General features: G+C 36.2%; 16 protein-coding genes. 14 read left to right on the forward strand and 2 right to left on the reverse strand.

Annotation, left to right across the window (positions count from 1 at the left end):
• Positions 1-244: 244 nt before the first annotated feature.
• Complete coding sequence (locus AA089_RS11285) at positions 245-622, forward strand: hypothetical protein (RefSeq protein WP_046757059.1); 378 nt, start codon at positions 245-247, stop codon at positions 620-622.
• Here AA089_RS11285 and yihA read toward each other — a convergent pair.
• Both yihA and AA089_RS11295 read right to left on the reverse strand, forming a co-directional pair.
• Positions 597-1,205, reverse strand: a complete 609-nt coding sequence (yihA, locus tag AA089_RS11290) for a ribosome biogenesis GTP-binding protein YihA/YsxC (protein ID WP_046757060.1) — start codon at positions 1,203-1,205, stop codon at positions 597-599. The genes AA089_RS11285 and yihA overlap by 26 nt on opposite strands.
• A 5-nt stretch (positions 1,206-1,210) precedes the next feature.
• Positions 1,211-1,975, reverse strand: a complete 765-nt coding sequence (locus AA089_RS11295; protein WP_046757061.1) for an alpha/beta fold hydrolase — start codon at positions 1,973-1,975, stop codon at positions 1,211-1,213.
• A 273-nt stretch (positions 1,976-2,248) separates the two neighbouring features.
• Here AA089_RS11295 and mraZ point away from each other — a divergent pair, with 273 nt between their 5' ends.
• The 13 genes from mraZ (at position 2,249) to ftsZ (ending at position 18,312) form a co-directional block, all read left to right on the forward strand.
• A complete protein-coding gene (gene mraZ, locus AA089_RS11300; RefSeq protein ID WP_046757146.1) occupies positions 2,249-2,716 on the forward strand; it encodes a division/cell wall cluster transcriptional repressor MraZ in 468 nt (155 codons plus the stop codon).
• On the forward strand, positions 2,703-3,599 hold the full coding sequence (gene rsmH / locus AA089_RS11305; protein ID WP_046757062.1) for a 16S rRNA (cytosine(1402)-N(4))-methyltransferase RsmH: 897 nt from the start codon (positions 2,703-2,705) through the stop codon (positions 3,597-3,599). Before mraZ ends, rsmH begins: the two co-directional genes overlap by 14 nt.
• A 2-nt stretch (positions 3,600-3,601) precedes the next feature.
• Complete coding sequence (locus AA089_RS11310; RefSeq protein ID WP_046757063.1) at positions 3,602-3,919, forward strand: FtsL-like putative cell division protein; 318 nt, start codon at positions 3,602-3,604, stop codon at positions 3,917-3,919.
• 5 nt (positions 3,920-3,924) lie between these two features.
• A complete protein-coding gene (locus AA089_RS11315) occupies positions 3,925-5,928 on the forward strand; it encodes a penicillin-binding protein (protein WP_046757064.1) in 2,004 nt (667 codons plus the stop codon).
• Positions 5,925-7,388 carry a UDP-N-acetylmuramoyl-L-alanyl-D-glutamate--2,6-diaminopimelate ligase gene (locus tag AA089_RS11320; RefSeq protein ID WP_046757065.1) on the forward strand — a complete coding sequence of 488 codons (1,464 nt, stop codon included), beginning with the start codon at positions 5,925-5,927 and terminating at the stop codon, positions 7,386-7,388. Before AA089_RS11315 ends, AA089_RS11320 begins: the two co-directional genes overlap by 4 nt.
• A gap of 19 nt (positions 7,389-7,407) precedes the next feature.
• Complete coding sequence (gene mraY / locus AA089_RS11325; protein ID WP_046757066.1) at positions 7,408-8,643, forward strand: phospho-N-acetylmuramoyl-pentapeptide-transferase; 1,236 nt, start codon at positions 7,408-7,410, stop codon at positions 8,641-8,643.
• Positions 8,644-8,782: 139 nt separating this feature from the next.
• The gene (gene murD / locus AA089_RS11330; protein WP_046757067.1) at positions 8,783-10,123 is read left to right on the forward strand and encodes a UDP-N-acetylmuramoyl-L-alanine--D-glutamate ligase; all 1,341 of its coding nucleotides are present in this window, start codon (positions 8,783-8,785) and stop codon (positions 10,121-10,123) included.
• Between the two features lie 406 nt (positions 10,124-10,529).
• A complete protein-coding gene (locus AA089_RS11335; RefSeq protein WP_046757068.1) occupies positions 10,530-11,723 on the forward strand; it encodes an FtsW/RodA/SpoVE family cell cycle protein in 1,194 nt (397 codons plus the stop codon).
• 96 nt (positions 11,724-11,819) lie between these two features.
• Complete coding sequence (gene murG / locus AA089_RS11340; protein ID WP_046757069.1) at positions 11,820-12,926, forward strand: undecaprenyldiphospho-muramoylpentapeptide beta-N-acetylglucosaminyltransferase; 1,107 nt, start codon at positions 11,820-11,822, stop codon at positions 12,924-12,926.
• Between the two features lie 6 nt (positions 12,927-12,932).
• Positions 12,933-14,285 (forward strand): UDP-N-acetylmuramate--L-alanine ligase, encoded by a 1,353-nt coding sequence (gene murC, locus AA089_RS11345; protein WP_046757070.1) that lies wholly within the window; start codon positions 12,933-12,935, stop codon positions 14,283-14,285.
• A complete protein-coding gene (locus AA089_RS11350; RefSeq protein WP_046757071.1) occupies positions 14,275-14,994 on the forward strand; it encodes a cell division protein FtsQ/DivIB in 720 nt (239 codons plus the stop codon). The genes murC and AA089_RS11350 overlap by 11 nt, the downstream gene beginning before the upstream one ends.
• A 3-nt stretch (positions 14,995-14,997) precedes the next feature.
• Complete coding sequence (ftsA, locus tag AA089_RS11355; protein WP_046757072.1) at positions 14,998-16,353, forward strand: cell division protein FtsA; 1,356 nt, start codon at positions 14,998-15,000, stop codon at positions 16,351-16,353.
• Positions 16,354-16,374: 21 nt separating this feature from the next.
• Positions 16,375-18,312, forward strand: a complete 1,938-nt coding sequence (gene ftsZ / locus AA089_RS11360) for a cell division protein FtsZ (protein ID WP_046757073.1) — start codon at positions 16,375-16,377, stop codon at positions 18,310-18,312.
• The last annotated feature ends 41 nt before the right edge of the window (positions 18,313-18,353 follow it).

The following is an 18,353-nucleotide window of genomic DNA, read 5'->3' on the forward strand; positions in this document are numbered from 1 at the left end:
CCTTTACAACATCGAGCGCAGTCGAGATGCAAGTAACTTAATTATGAATTTTGAAATTATAAATGTTAAATGAAGATCAATTTCAACTGAACAAAGAACAAATAACTAATAACGAACAACTAACAACGAACAACGAACAACTAATTTTGAAATTATAAATGTTAAATGAAGATCAATTTCAACTGAACAAAGAACAAAAAACAAAGAATTTAGAACTATCAATTAACCCAAAACCTAAAACCCAATGCCCAAAATACTATTCATATACAACGCGAAATCAGGAACGCTCAACAGTTTACTCGATGTAGCGCACAAATTAATCAGTCCAAAAACATATCAATGTAAATTGTGCTCCATTACGCACGATACATTTTCAGAAAATGAACAATGGAAACGCTTTCGCGAAACAACAAAGCTTCCGTTAGAATTTTTACACACTGATGAATTTGAAGCTTCATATAAGGCAATTGAAACAAAATATCCTGTAATTCTAATTCAAGAAAACGAGAAGTTACGAGAATGGATTCCAAAAAGTGAAATAGAAAAAATAGAAACTACAGAAGAATTAATTCGTTTGATAGAAACGAAAACGAAATCTATGAATTTTTCAAATCCTGATTAATTTGACTGATATAGTCTAACACATCATCACGCCCAATAGCTTTTGATGCAGAAGTAATAAAATATTGAGGCATTTCTTCCCAAACATCTTCCAATAACTTTTCACGATACGAATTCACGTGTTTATCAATTTGTGAAGGACGCAACTTGTCTACTTTTGTGAAAATAATACAAAATGGAATCTGATTTTCACCCAACCATTGCATAAATTCCAAATCGACTTTTTGCGGATCATGACGAATATCAACCAACACAAAGGCACAAACTAATTGCCTTCTTTTATTAAAATATTCGGTAATAAATTTTTGAAAAACACGCTTTGTGCTTTTAGAAACCCGCGCATATCCATAACCTGGTAAATCGACCAAAAACCACTCGTCATTTATCTTAAAATGATTAATTAACTGTGTTTTTCCAGGTCTTCCAGAAGTTTTTGCTAAACTTTTACGCTGTGTGAGCATGTTGATCAACGAAGACTTTCCAACATTCGAACGCCCAATAAAAGCGTATTCGGGAATCGGATTTTTGGGACATTTTGCAACATCCGAATTACTCATGACAAACTCAGCTGACTTTATTTTCATAACGATTAAAAGTTGCGTTTTGAGAGCCAATCTTGCAAATGCTCGTTAAATTCTTTTGGATGTTCCATCATAGGAGCGTGCCCACATTTATCAATCCAATACAAATCTGAATCAGGTAACAATTCATGAAATTCTTCCGCAACATTTGGTGGCGTAACAGTGTCATTTTTTCCCCAAATAATTCCTGTAGGAATGTTCATTTTTGGTAAATCTTTCCCCATATTATGGCGAATGGCGCTCTTAGCAATTGCCAATGTTTTTACCAACTTACTTCGGTCGTTTACGGTTGCAAAAACTTCATCAACAATCTCTTTAGTGGCTACTTCAGGATCGTAAAAAACATCTTCACTTTTCTTCTTAATAAACTCGTAATCGCCACGTTTAGGATATCCGTCGCCCATGGCACTTTCGTACAATCCAGAACTTCCAGTAATAACTAAACCTTTGACCAATTCAGGGTACAATTTTGTAGTAAGCAACCCAATGTGACCGCCAAGCGAATTTCCAAGTAAAATAACTTTGTCGAGTTGTTTGTGTAGCACGAATTCTTTGACATATTTTGCGAAATTCTTCACATTTGTCTTCAAAAGAGGCATCGTGTAAATAGGCAATTCGGGAATTAAGATCTTGTATCCTTTTGCTGAAAAACTATCAGTTACAGCTTCAAAATTGCTCAATCCGCCCATTAAGCCATGTAAAATAACGATAGGTGTTCCTTCTCCTACTTCGAGATAATTGAATTTACCTTCCTTTTTAAAGCTTTCTTTCATTAACGGCTATCAGTTTTTAACAAGAGACAAATATAGGCATTTCGTAATTATTAGCGGGCTTTTTTTTAAATGTATCAAAACACAAAAAAAATAACACAAATAAACGGTCGTTTTAACGCTTTTTACCACGAATCAAAAAGTTGATTTTCAGTTTAGTTATCCCTTTTTTAAGCCCAAAAATGAAAAATTTATTAACAATGTGGTAAAAAGTGGTAAAATGTGGTAAAATTTTCAATATATTTGAATCTTAAAGTGTATAAACCACATTCAGAAGTGATAAATCTAATCGGAACATACGAATGCAAAGTTGACGCCAAAGGGCGAATGCTTGTGCCAGCTGCCATAAAAAAGCAGTTGTCTCCTGTGTTGCAGGAAGGTTTTGTGGTAAAACGAAGCTTGTTTGAAGCCTGTTTAGAATTGTATCCGATGGCGGAATGGCACGAAGCGATGAAAGAAGTAAATGGCTTGAATCGTTTTCGAAAAAAGAACAATGATTTCATTAGAAAATTTACAGCAGGTGTCAAAATCATTGAAATTGATGCAGCTGGACGTTTGCTAATTCCGAAGGATTTAATAGGAATTGCAGGCATCAAAAAAGAAATAGTACTGTCGTCAGCAATCAATATTATCGAAATCTGGGACAAGGAAAAATATGAAGAGGTAATAAATGATTCGCCAGAAAATATAGCAGATTTAGCAGAAGAAGTAATGGGAAATGACGATGCAGATGGAATATCATAATCCAGTTTTACTGAAAGAAACGGTTGATGGACTCAACATCAAAGAAGATGGAGTGTATGTTGATGTGACTTTTGGTGGCGGCGGACATTCAAAAGAAATTTTGAGCCGATTAGGAGAAAAAGGAAAATTATTCGCCTTTGATCAAGATCAAGATGCCTTAGAAAATGCAATTGATGATCCAAGATTTACGCTCATCAATCAAAACTTTAAACACTTAAAAAAGTTTTTACGCTTTTACGGTGTAAAAAAGGTAGATGGAATTTTAGGCGATTTCGGTGTTTCATCACATCAATTTGATGTTGCCGAACGCGGATTTTCATTGCGATTTGAAGCTGATTTAGACATGCGAATGAATCAAGAAGATGAAATTTCTGCATTTCACGTGGTCAATGAATATGAAGAAAATGAGTTGCGATCAATACTATCATTATATGGAGAAGTGCGAAATGCCAAAGCAATTGCAGCTCGCATCGTAGAAGTAAGAACAGAAACGCCCATTAAAACAACAGAAGAATTACGTGTAGCGTTAAGTAAATTTTTGCCAAAACATAGAGAACATAAAGTATTGGCGCAAATCTATCAGGCAATTCGGATAGAAGTGAATCAAGAAATAGAAGTGTTAAAAGAATTTCTATTACAAACGCAAGACATATTATATAAAGGAGGAAGAATTAGCTTGATCAGTTATCACTCTTTAGAAGATCGCTTGGTAAAACGATTCATACGAAACGGATTATTTGAAGGCGAACCTGAAAAAGATTTTTACGGAAGAGTAGAAGTGCCATTCAAAAAAGTTGGAAAACTCATCATTCCGTCAAATGAAGAAATAAAAACAAACAACAGAGCGCGTAGCGCAAAACTAAGAATAGCAGAACGTCTATAGTGATGAAAAAAAACATCTATGACATACTAAAAGGTAGATTCCTTATTAATGATGATGCCATCAAAAATTGGCGGTTCATTGTATTTGCTTCCTTCTTAGCATTAATCATGATTGCAAGTTCGCATTGGGCAGACAAAAAAGTGCATCAAATCGCGAAACTCAATGATGAAGTAAAAGAACTGAAAAGTGAATTTGTAGATGCGCGGACCACATTGCAACAACTAAAACTTGAATCGTACATCACAGAAAAAGTAGCCGTAAAAGGATTGGCGCCTTCTGAAAATCCGCCAAAAAAAATTAGAGTAAAGTCACAACAATAAAATAAATGCCAGTAACCGACAAAAACATATTAAATCGTTTATATTTTATCGCAGGAGGTATGTTTCTCTTCGCGATAGCGGTTGTAGTGCAACTAGTCAACATTCAATTTGTAGATGGCGATAAGTACAAGGAAATGGCGCAAGACCAAACCTTCCGTAATGCTACTATTGCGCCAAGTCGCGGAAATGTATATGCCGATGACGGAAGCTTATTGGCAACATCAGTTCCAAAATATGACATCTTCTTTGATGCGGTTACGGTAAAAGAAAAAGTATTTGTAGAAAATGTAAAACCATTAGCAGATTCGTTGGCGAAAATGTTCAATAAATCGTCTTCTCATTACGAAAAGATTCTGCGTAAAGCGCGAAAAGACAAAAGCAGATACTTCCGAATTGCACGAAAATTAAGCTACTCAGAATACATTCGCATCAAGCAATTTCCAATCTTCAAACGTGGTGCCTATAAAGGTGGGTTTATCGACAAAGTAAAAACGGTTCGTGAACATCCAATTGGAAGAATCGCAGAACGCACGGTAGGTTACGAACGCAAAGACGATGAAGGACATTATACCAGAATTGGAATTGAAGGAGCTTTTGGAGAATACTTGCGTGGAAAAGAAGGAAGACGTCTGGAACAAAAAATTGCCAAAGGACAATGGAAACCAGTTTCAGGAGATAACGAGTTGGAACCAAAAGATGGTTTTGATATCATTTCTACGATCAATGTAAACATCCAAGACATTGCGCATCATGCTTTATTAGAACAGCTAGAAAAATACAAAGCAGATCATGGATGTGTTGTTGTGATGGAAGTAGCTACGGGAGAAATCAAAGCCATTTCAAACTTAGGAAGAAGTCCAGAAGGGAAATATTACGAACGTAGAAACTATGCTGTATGGGAATCACATGAACCAGGTTCTACATTCAAACTTATGGCAATGGTTGCTGCGCTGGAAGACAGAGTGATTGATAGCAATTATGTAGTGGATACTGGAAACGGAAGACTGAAATTTTATAATGACATAGTAGAAGATTCAAACAAAAGAGGATATGGTAAAATCTCCGCTTCGGAAGCTTTCGAATTGTCTTCAAATACAGGAATTGTAAAAATCATTACAGATTTCTATGGTAAAAACCCTGAAAAATTTGTGGATCGCTTATACAATATGGGTTTAAATGATCAACTTGATTTACCAATATCAGGAGAAGGAATGCCGAAAATTCCACATCCAAATGATAAAGGTTGGAATGGACTTTCACTTCCGTGGATGGCTTTCGGATACGGAGTTTCTTTGACGCCACTACAAACACTTACGTTTTACAATGCCATTGCAAATGACGGCGAAATGGTACGTCCACGATTTGTAAAAGCAGTTCGTGAAAACTGGTATGCGAGTGAAAAAGTATTTGATAAAGAAGTCATCAATCCTTCCATTTGTTCCAAGGAAACTGTGGCGAAGGTTACAAAAATGATGCAAAATGTAGTGGAGAAAAAACACGGAACAGGAAACGGACTCTATTCTCCCGATTTCTCGATGGCTGGAAAAACGGGAACCTGTCAAAAAAATTACATCATCAAAGACAACAAAGAATACATTTCAACTTTCTCAGGATTCTTTCCTGTTGAAAACCCAAAATACTCATGTATTGTAGTCATTCATGAACCAGATAGAAGTATTGGGTATTACGGAGCAGACGTTTCAGGACCTGTATTCAAGAAAATTGCACACAAAATCTATACGGATACGCCCATATTTGATCAAGTAGAAAAAATTGATCAAGTCGATAAAGTTGTAGAAAAAAGCTTTGAAGACTATTTAGAAAAATCAAGAAAATACGAAACCATCATTCCTAATGTTGTCGGAATGCCTGCAATGGATGCCATTCCACTATTAGAAAACTTAGGATTGCGTGTAGAAATAAAAGGAAACGGAACAGTAACCAAACAATCTTTGGAAGCGGGTAAAAAAATAGGAGCACAAAAACGAATTGTACTAGAATTATCGTGAAAACACTAAAAGACATATTATACAAAGTGCAAATCGAAGCCGTAACAGGCGATACGACTATTGCGATACGCGAACTCGTTTTTGATTCTCGTCAAGTGCAACTAAATGATGTATTTGTAGCAATCAGAGGGTATGAAGTTGACGGGCACAGTTACATTGATGCGGCTATAAAATTAGGTGCCATTGCTGTTGTGTGTGAAGAAATTCCTGAAAATATCGTAAACGGAATTACCTATGTACAAGTTGATAATGGAAGTAGTGCGCTGGCAATAATGGCTTCAAACTATTACGATAATCCTTCGGAAAATCTAAAGCTAATTGGTGTTACAGGTACAAACGGAAAAACCACAATTGCTACCTTATTATATCAACTATTCAAAAAAGCAGGTTACAAAGTTGGACTATTATCTACGGTAAAAATTTTGGTGGATGATACGGAATACAAAGCGACTCACACAACGCCTGATTCATTAACAATCAATAGGTATTTACAAATGATGAATCATGAAGGTGTAGAATACTGCTTCATGGAAGTTTCATCGCACGGAATTCATCAAAAAAGAACTGCTGGGCTCACGTTTCAAGGTGGCATATTTACAAACTTATCACACGATCATTTAGACTATCATGATACGTTTGCGGAATACAGAGATGTCAAAAAGAAATTCTTTGACGAATTGCCAAAAGAAGCATTTTGTTTGGTAAACATCGACGATAAAAATGGTTTGGTAATGATGCAAAATACCAAAGCCAAAAAATATACATACGCGTTAAAAACCTATGCGGACTATCGTGCACAAATCTTAGAAAACAGATTGGCAGGATTGCTTTTAAAAATAAATGACAACGAAGTTTGGGCAAAACTCATTGGAAGTTTCAACGCGTACAATCTGTTGTCTATTTACGCTACAGCAGAATTATTAGGACTGGAAGAAATCGAAATCTTACGATTGATTAGTGAACTTGAAAGTGTAAGCGGTCGGTTTGAATATTTCATCACAAAAAATAAAATCACAGCAATTGTTGATTATGCACATACGCCAGATGCTTTGAAAAATGTACTGGAAACCATCAATAACATTCGTACAGGAAACGAGCAACTTATCACTGTTGTTGGTTGTGGTGGCGATCGCGATGTGACAAAACGTCCAAAAATGGGCAACATTGCATCAACGCTAAGTACAAAAGCAATCTTTACGTCAGACAATCCACGAAGTGAAGATCCAATGGCAATCATTGATGCGATTGAAAAAGGTGTAGAACCGCAGAATTACAAAAAAACACTTTCGATTACAGATCGTAAGCAAGCGATAAAAACGGCGTGTCAAATGGCAAACGAAAATGACATCATTCTCATTGCTGGAAAAGGACATGAAACCTATCAAGAAGTAAACGGAAAACGAACTGATTTTGATGATTACAAAATCGCGAAAGAAATCTTAGACAACCTAAACGAATAACGAGCAACAACAAAAGAATATGTTATACTACTTATTTGAATATCTCGAAAAACAATACCAGTTTCCAGGAGCTTCCTTATTTGGTTACCTGAGTTTCAGGGCAGCAATGGCTGTCATTCTTTCGTTGTTGATTTCTACCATTTATGGAAAAAGAATCATCGCATATTTACGCACCAAACAAATTGGAGAAACAGTTCGTGACTTAGGATTGGCAGGACAAAAAGAAAAAGCAGGAACGCCAACAATGGGTGGACTTATCATCATTTTGGCAACACTAATTCCTGTATTGCTATTCGCAAAGCTTGAAAATATATACATCATTTTGCTCATCGTCACAACAATTTGGATGGGAATTATCGGGTTCATAGATGATTATATCAAAAAGTTTAAAAACGACAAAGATGGACTCAAAGGAAAATTCAAAGTTTTAGGGCAAGTCGGATTGGGAATTATAGTCGGAACTACGTTATTTTTTCATAATGATGTTACGATTAGAGAAGAATTGCCTGTAAGTCAACAGCAGGAAGTTGTAGCAAGTGATAACACGCCAATAAAGAAATTTAGCGAAGAAAAACGTTCGATGAAAACGACAATTCCATTCGTAAAAGACAACGAAATTGACTATGCAAAACTCATTACTTGGATCAATCCAGACTATGCAAAATATGCGTGGTTGATATTCATCCCAATTGTCATAATTATCATTACAGGAGTTTCCAATGGTGCAAACCTTACCGACGGAATTGACGGACTCGCCGCAGGTACGTCCGCCATTATTGTACTTACATTAGGAATATTTGCGTGGATTTCAGGAAACGTGATTTTCTCCGAATATCTCAATGTGATGTACATTCCAAGAGCAGGAGAAATTACCATATACATTGCTGCATTTGTTGGAGCGTTGATCGGATTTTTATGGTACAATACGTATCCAGCACAAGTATTTATGGGTGATACGGGAAGTTTAACCATTGGAGGAATCATTGCAGTAATTGCCATTGCCATTCGTAAAGAATGGTTAATTCCAATCCTTTGTGGAATTTTCGTAGCAGAAAACCTATCGGTGATTTTGCAAGTAGGTTACTTCAAATACACACGGAAGAAATTTGGAGAAGGAAAAAGAATATTTCTCATGTCGCCATTACATCATCACTATCAAAAACTAGGATATCACGAAAGTAAAATTGTAACCCGATTCTGGATTGTTGGAATCTTATTAGCAATTCTAACGATTGTAACATTGAAGCTTAGGTAGATTCTAGTGCTGAGAATTGAGTAGTGAGAAAATAGAAAAATAGAGAATAGAGAATAGAAAATAGAGAAGAGAGCGTTGCAAATTAATGAGGATGTAATCTTTGAATTTTGAATTCTTGAATCTTTGAATAACAAACGTAGTGCAAAAACAACGATTAGTCATATTAGGAGGCGGAGAAAGCGGTGTAGGAACTGCAATCTTAGGAAAGCAAAAAGGCTATGAAGTTTTTGTTTCGGATAAAGGAACAATCAAAACGCATTACAAAAACGTTCTGAATCAGTTTGAAATTGAATGGGAAGAGCAACAGCATACAGAAGCTAAGATTCTCAATGCAAATGTGGTCATGAAAAGTCCAGGAATTCCAGATACGGTTCCATTAGTAAAACAATTAGTCGCTAACGGAATTCCAGTAATCTCAGAAATAGAATTTGCTGCCAACTATACGGAAGCAACTATAGTTGGAATTACAGGAAGTAATGGGAAAACTACCACAACAATGTTAACGAATCATGTGTTACAACAAGCTGGACTCAATGTAGGAATGGCTGGAAACATTGGCGATAGTTTTGCAAAACAAGTGGCAGAAGAAAATTACACTTCCTATGTGTTGGAAATAAGCAGTTTTCAATTAGATGGAATCGTAGATTTCAAACCACACATTGCTGTAATAACCAACATTACACCAGATCATTTAGATCGATATGAATACAAATTTGAAAACTATATCGCGTCTAAATTCAGAATTGCCATGAATCAAACATCGGATGATTATCTAATATATGATGCAGACGATGAGGTAATAGTAAACTGGCTGGAAAAACATCCTGTACAATCAACATTAATACCATTTTCATTACAAAAAAAACTTGAAAATGGCGCATACATACAAGACAAAAACATAATACTAACAATACAAAATAAGACAATAACTATGCCGACGGACTCGCTAGCACTAGAAGGTAAACACAACACAAAAAACGCAATGGCAGCATCAGCCGTAGCACAACTTTTAAACATCAGAAAACAAACCATACGTGAAAGTATGTCAGGATTTCAAGGTGTAGAACATCGTTTGGAGAAAGTGCTAAAAATCCAAAACGTACAATACATCAATGATTCCAAAGCAACCAACATTAACGCTACATATTATGCATTAGAAAGCATGACTACGCAAACGGTTTGGATTGTTGGAGGTGTTGACAAAGGAAACGATTACTCAGATTTATTGCCATTAGTACACGAAAAAGTAAAAGCAATCATCTGTTTAGGAGTTGACAATTCAAAAATTATTGAATCTTTCGGAAGAGTAACCGATTTAATGGTTGAAACAACTTCCATGAGTGAAGCGGTAAAAATTGCACACAAAATAGCTGAAAAAGGAGAAAATGTATTGTTGTCACCAGCTTGTGCAAGTTTCGATTTATTCGAAAACTATGAAGACAGAGGGACACAATTTAAAAATGCAGTGCGAAGCTTGTAATAGTAAATTTTAAATGCTGAATGTTAAATGTTAAAGTGCTTTTTCAAATAACGAATAACAAATAGTGAAGTGCAAATGCTAGTAGTAATCATAGCGAAATTGACTATGTAAAACGTCACTTCGAGTGAAATTTTGAAAAAATTTAGTATCGAGAAGCATTTGAAACCAAACGGATAAAGTATTTTCAAATAACGAATAACGAATAACGAATAACGAATAACGAATAACGAACACCGAACACCGAACACCGAAATTAAAACTATAAAACGTAAACGTCACTTCGAGTGAAATTTTGAAAAAATTTAGTATCGAGAAGTATTCAAAATGAACTAATAAAGTATTTTCAAACAACAAACAACAAACAACAAACAACAAACAACAAACAACAAACAACGAAAAACAAAACATGAACGCCATCTTTAAAAACATAAAAGGAGACAAAGCACTTTGGGCAGTAGTTGCCTTATTGGCGTTATTCTCGTTTTTACCTGTATACAGCGCAAGTAGCAACTTGGCGTACTTATACGGAGATGGAAACACGTTAAAATTTCTCATCAAGCATGCGTCGCATCTATTCTTAGGATTTGCCATCATTTATGGAGTACACAGAATGCCGTATCACTATTTCAAAGGTTTATCGATCATCATGATTCCGATAGTGTTGGTGTTCTTGGCATATACGCTAGCACAAGGAAACACCATAGGTGGTGCCAATGCAAGTCGTTGGATGCGGATTCCGTTTGTTGGTATCAGATTTCAAACATCAACTTTAGCGAGTGTAGTATTATTGATGTATGTAGCCAGATATCTGTCGCGAGTCAAAGACAAAGTTGTCAATTTTAAAGAGACAATTGTGCCGTTGTGGATTCCTGTTTTCTTAGTAGTTGGACTCATATTGCCAGCAAACTTTTCAACAGCAGCAATCATCTTTTCAATGGTGTTGATGTTGTGTTTCTTAGGAGGTTATCCTTGGAAATATTTGTTAGGAATTATTGGAGTTGGTTTGTTGAGTTTGACGATGTTTATTCTAGCGGCAAAAGCATTTCCAAGTGCATTCCCAAATCGTGTTGATACATGGGTAAAACGAATTGAAAATTTTTCTAGTAATGAAAAATCGGAAGCAAACTATCAAATAGAACGGGCAAAAATTGCCATTGCAAGCGGTGGATTAGTCGGAGTGGGTTCAGGAAAAAGTGTCATGAAAAACTTATTGCCACAAAGTTCATCAGATTTTATCTATGCAATTATTGTGGAAGAATATGGCTTAATCGGAGCATTATCACTGCTCTTTTTATACCTCTTATTGCTATTTCGAATTGTGATTGTAGCGCACAAGGCAGATACCATATTTGGAAAATTGCTAGCCATTGGTGTCGGTTTGCCAATCGTATTTCAGGCATTGATAAATATGGCGGTTGCGGTAGAATTATTTCCAGTTACAGGACAAACCTTGCCATTAATTAGTAGTGGAGGAACGTCCATTTGGATGACTTGTTTGGCAATCGGAATTGTATTAAGTGTTAGTAAAAAACGTGAAGAACTCTTGGAGCAAAAAGAAAAAGAAGAAAACCCGTTGGCAGTTTTGAGTGAAGCATTATAAAAAGAAAGTATTGAGTAATGAGATAGGAGTATTGAGAAGTTTTAGATCAAATTGATGAATAAACAAATTAACAAAAAGACAAAGAACAAAAAATAAATGAGTAACAAAGCGCAATCATACAAAATCATACTCTCAGGAGGTGGCACAGGAGGACATATCTATCCTGCGATTGCGATTGCGAACGAACTAAAAAGACGATATCCCGAATCAGAATTTCTATTTGTGGGCGCACAAGACCGAATGGAAATGGAGAAAGTGCCAAAAGCAGGTTTCAACATAGAAGGTTTGTGGATTTCAGGATTGCAACGAAAACTAACATTAAAAAACTTACTCTTTCCAGTAAAATTGATGAGTAGTCTGATGAAGTCACGCAAAATCATACGAAAGTTTCAGCCAGATGTCGTTATCGGAACTGGCGGATTTGCAAGTGGTCCATTACTAAAAGTTGCTTCAAATAGAAAAATACCAGCGTTGATTCAAGAGCAAAATTCGTACGCAGGAATTACAAATAAATTACTGGCAAAGCAAGTGCAAAAAATATGTGTTGCCTATGACAACATGGAGCGTTTCTTTCCGAAAGAGAAAATCATCAAAACAGGCAATCCTGTACGACAAGATTTATTAGAAATAAAAGGAAAAAGGGCAGAAGCACAAACTTTTTTTCAATTACAAGAAAATGTAAAAACAATCTTAATCATTGGCGGAAGTTTAGGTGCTAGACGCATCAATCAATTAATAGAAAAAGAACTCAATTTCTTTGCAGCACAAAACGTACAACTGATTTGGCAATGCGGGAAATTCTATTACGGACAATACAACAAGCACAATAAATCGGACAATGTACAAGTGCATCAATTCATTAACAAAATGGACTTGGCATATGCTGCGGCAGATATTATCATTTCACGTGCAGGCGCGAGTTCAGTTTCAGAATTGTGCATTGTTGGGAAACCTGTTCTATTCATTCCATCGCCAAATGTAGCAGAAGATCATCAAACCAAAAATGCATTAGCAATTACGGAAAAAGGTGGCGGAATATTAATCAAAGAAAAAGAGCTAGATGCACAATTTGAAGTGTGTATAGAAGAACTCTTAAAGTCGGAAAAAATGCAAGCAGATTTTGGCAGAGAAATCAAAAAATTAGCCTTGCCAAACGCAACGGCAACCATTGTTGACGAAGTAGAAAAATTATTAAACAAGTAAGAAAGGTTGAATTTGAAAAACATACATAACGTTTATTTTGTAGGCATTGGCGGTATCGGCATGTCTGCGTTGGCGCGCTATTTCAAATTTAACAACAAAAATGTAGCGGGTTATGACAAAACGAAAACTGAAATTACCAAGGCACTCGAAGCTTTGGGAATTCAGGTTTCAACAGATGATAATGTAAACAAAATTCCTGCTGAATATCTAAATAAAGAAAACACGATCATTGTGTATACGCCAGCAATTCCGAGTACACATTCGGAGCTGACGTATTTCAGGCAACATGATTTTAACATATACAAAAGAGCTGAAATTTTAGGACACATCACAAAAGACACCTATTGTTTGGGAGTTGCTGGAACACATGGAAAAACGACCACTTCAAGCATATTAGGGCATTTATTAGCGGAATCGGGAACGGATGTGACTGCTTTTTTAGGTGGAATTGCTGAAAATTACAATTCGAACCTCATTCTAAAAGGAAACGAAATAACAGTCGTGGAAGCGGATGAGTTCGATCGTTCGTTTTTACAGCTTTCGCCAGATATTGCTTGCATCACATCAACTGATGCTGATCATTTGGATATCTATGGCGAAAAAGAAGCATTGCTCGATTCGTTTATAGCATTCACAAAATGCATCAAGCCAAATGGAAAGTTATTTGTACATGAAGATATTCAGTTAGATGGAATCACCTACGGATTCAAAGAAACATCTAATTATCATATAAAAAACATAAGCATTCGAGATGGTGCTTATGTGTTTGACATTGTAACACCTTCTGAAATCATTGAAGATGTGCAATTTCATTTGCCCGGACGACACAACTTGTTAAACGGTCTAGTAGCTTTTGCGATGGCGGAAAAAATAGGAACCCCAACCGACCGCCTCGCCAAAGCCCTAAAAAGTTTTAAAGGTGTGCAACGTAGATTTTCCTATCAAATAAAAACGGATGATTTTGTATTTATTGACGATTATGCACATCATCCAACGGAAATAAACGCACTGCATCAAGCGGTTCGAGAAATGTATCCAGCTAAAAAAATAACGGCCATATTTCAGCCACATCTATTTAGCAGAACAAAAGATTTTGCAGACGAATTTGCAGAAAGTTTAGCACAATTTGATGAAATCATTCTCTTAGAGATCTATCCCGCAAGGGAAAAACCAATAGAAGGAATTACCTCAAGTTGGTTATTAAGCAAAATAAAAAACGATCAAAAACAATTGGTCACTAAAGAAAATTTAATCGATCATATAAAAAATATTAAAACGGATGTATTACTCACAGTTGGCGCTGGCGATATAGGAGCAGAAGTTGAAAAAATAAAAAACAAACTAACAATTGAAAATTAATTGGAATCTCATAAAAGGAATCACTGTAGCTGCAGTTTTGATATTTCTATATGCCTTTTCGGCGAATAGAAATGCAGCGCGTGTTGTTGGAAATCCAGACATAAAATACCTTGATGGAGAGCAATATTTCATCACAAGATCGATGGTTAATAAATTGTTAATACAAAATAACGATAGTGTTACGAACATACGAAAAGATCAGTTAGATTTGGATGTTCTAGAGGAACGTTTACGTGCGAACGAAATGATTCAAGATGCAGAAGTGTATCTATCTGTAAATGGGACTCTTGGTGCAAAAATAAAACAGCGAACACCAATTGCACGTATCGCAGCTAATGACTCTTTTTATATTGATTCAGAAGGGAAACTGATGCCGTTGTCCAAAGTTTCGGCAGCGCATGTTCCTTTTGTGGAAGGAAAAATTGATAAAAAGAAGTTGAATGACGTATATACGTTAGCAAAATTTATCGCTGAAGATGATTTTCTAAAAAAGAATATTATCGCCATTGTACAAAACGAAAATTATACATTCAATCTAAAATTAAGAGCGAATGATTTCGTTGTGTTATTTGGTAAAGTTGAACACATAGAAAAGAAGGTGAATAACCTGAAAGCGTTTTACAAAAAAGCTGTAAAAGATAAAACGCTCGATAGTTATGCGAAAGTTGATTTAAAATTTACCAATCAAGTAGTATGCACCAAAAAATAAGTCATGGAAAACAATAACATCGCAGTAGGATTAGACATAGGAACCACAAAAATTGTGGCAATGATTGGGCGAAAAAATGAATACGGTAAGCTCGAAATTCTTGGAGTAGGAAAATCCAAGAGTTTGGGTGTGCATCGTGGTGTCGTAAACAATATTACACAAACCATACAATCCATACAGCAAGCCGTTCAAGAAGCTGAAAGTGTTTCCGATTTGAAAATAACAGAAGTTGTAGTTGGAATTGCAGGACAGCATATTCGTAGTCTACAACACAGCGATTACATTACGCGTACCAACGCAGACGAAGTTATAGATGAAGAAGATATTGATTTGCTAATCAATCAAGTATACAAACTTGTCATGCTTCCTGGTGAAGAAATAATTCATGTGCTTCCGCAAGAATACAAAGTTGACGGTCAAGCCGAAATAAAAGAACCGATAGGAATGTATGGTGGACGATTAGAAGCCAATTTCCACGTGGTTGTTGGGCAAGTATCATCCATCAGAAACATTGGAAGATGTGTAAAAAGTTCAGGCTTAGGTTTAGCTGGAATTACACTAGAACCGTTAGCATCTGCAAATGCAGTACTAAGTCAGGAAGAAAAAGAAGCAGGAGTTGCATTAATTGATATTGGAGGTGGAACCACAGATTTGGCCATTTTTAAAGATGGAATCATTCGTCATACAGCGGTAATTCCATTTGGTGGAAACGTCATCACGGAAGATATCAAAGAAGGTTGTTCCATCATAGAAAAACAAGCAGAATTGCTCAAAATAAAATTTGGATCTGCTTGGCCAGGAGAAAACAAAGACAATGAAATCGTGTCAATTCCTGGATTACGAGGAAGAGAACCCAAAGAGATTACCTTAAAAAATCTCTCAAAAATAATTCATGCTCGTGTAGTTGAAATCATAGAACAAGCATTCTTAGAAATCAAAAACTACGGACATGAAGAACAAAAGAAAAAACTAATTGCAGGAATAGTGCTTACAGGTGGCGGAAGTCAACTAAATCACTTAAAACAATTAGTAGAATACATTACAGGAATGGATACCAGAATTGGCTATCCAAACGAACATTTGGCAGGAGATTCTGATGCAGAAATGGCAAGTCCATTATATGCAACAGCTGTCGGATTAGTAATGAATGCAGTAGAAAACCAATCAAAAGTCGTTGTTGAAGAAGAAGTTGTGGAATCACCTACAGAAACAGTTTCAGAAGCAGAATATGCTAGCGAAGACAACGCAGAACATACCAATACCAGTGCTCCAATACAATCGGAACCCAAAAAAGAACGAAAGTCGATCTTTGAAAAATGGGCCGATAAGTTGAAAGATTTTTTAGATAACGCAGAATAATAAAAAACCAGTTAAAGAATTATGAGTAGCAACACAGAATTCGGAAACATTTCATTTGATTTGCCAAAAAACCAATCAAATGTAATAAAAGTGATCGGTGTAGGCGGTGGCGGAAGTAATGCCATCAACCACATGTTCCAACAAGGAATAAAGGGAGTAGATTTTGTCATCTGTAATACAGATTCGCAAGCGCTACAAAACAGTCCAGTTCCCAACAAAATACAACTCGGAGTTTCGCTTACGGAAGGACTTGGCGCAGGTGCCAATCCTGAAGTTGGAGAAAAAGCCGCTTTGGAAAGTATTGAAGATATTGGTGTCATGCTCGATACCAATACAAAAATGGTGTTCATCACTGCCGGAATGGGCGGTGGAACAGGAACAGGAGCTGCACCAGTCATCGCAAAACTTGCCAAAGATAAAGACATACTAACGGTTGGTATTGTCACGATTCCTTTTAAGTTTGAAGGAAAAATGCGAAATGCACAAGCACGTATCGGAGTTGAAAAACTACGTTCGCATGTCGATTCGCTCATTGTGATCAATAACGACAAACTAAGAGAAGTATACGGAAACTTAGGTTTCAAAGCAGGATTCTCTAAAGCGGATGAAGTACTTTCTACAGCTTCCAGAGGAATTGCAGAAGTAATAACGCATCACTACACGCAAAATATTGACTTGCGTGATGCAAAGACAGTATTATCAAATAGTGGAACAGCCATCATGGGATCTGCAAATGCATCTGGTGCAAACCGAGCAAATGAAGCCATCATGAAAGCGCTTGATTCTCCATTACTAAATGATAATAAAATTGATGGAGCTAAAAACGTACTGTTGCTTATCGTTTCTGGTTCAGAAGAAATTACAATTGACGAAATCGGAGAAATCAACGATCACATTCAAAATGAAGCTGGTGGAGTAGCAAACATCATCATGGGAGTTGGAGAAGATGAAACGTTGGAAGATGCTATTTCGGTAACGATCATTGCTACTGGTTTTGATGTAGATCAACAAGATGAAATCGTAAATACGGAATCAAAAAAGATCATTCATACCTTAGAAGATGAACAACGTGCAGTACAAAATCTAACAACGAAGCCAACGGCTGTAGTAACGCCAAGCATTCCTGTGCAAACACCTACGGAAGCAGTTCCGCCAAAGAAAACAGAAGTAGTTCGTCATACATTAATAGATGATACTGCAACACTGAATTTGATTCCTACATCGGAAATTATCAAAAATATCAATGTTGTATATGAAGAAGTAAAAGCTCCAAAAGCGCAGGTTGAAGAAGAATTTATCATTACTTCTATGACGGATGAAGTTCGTAACATGCACGTAAATGAGCCTGAATTCGTAGTTGCTGAAACAAAAGAAGAAGAAAATCAGATTGCTTTTACATTTGATATGCCTTTAGCAAATTCTGTAGAAGAAACGCCTGAAAAAGAAGAAAATATTATTAAATTTGAACTCACTTCTGAAGAGGTAAAATCTATAGAAGTAAACGATCATGTGGAAGTAATTCCTGTGACAGAAGTTCATGACAAAGGTGTTACGCGTTACAGTTTAGATGACTATATGGAGGAAGAAGCTTCGGCTGAAAAAAATATTCCTCAAGCTGCTGAAGATGGCATTGTTTTTGAGAAAAAGATTGTGGCAGAATCCGTTGAAGAAGTTGCAAATGAAGCAGAAGCTGATCCGTTTAACGCGACGATTGAAGAAAGCTTAAAAAACAGAGCTGACGAACGTAGAAAAAAGCTAAAAGAATTCAATTATAAATTCAACAATAGTGTTTCTCGTATTGAAGAAATTGAGAAGCAACCAGCTTATAAAAGAGCAGGAATTGAATTAAATGAAAATACATCATCAGACACAGCTTCCCGCACCAGTTTAGGTACGGATAGTAATGATGATATGCAATTAAGAAACAACAATTCTTTCTTGCACGACAATGTTGACTAATTAGATTTAGTACTATTATATATGTTTTTTAGACCCGGGAG

Source organism: Kordia jejudonensis, assembly GCF_001005315.1.
GTDB lineage: Bacteria > Bacteroidota > Bacteroidia > Flavobacteriales > Flavobacteriaceae > Kordia > Kordia jejudonensis.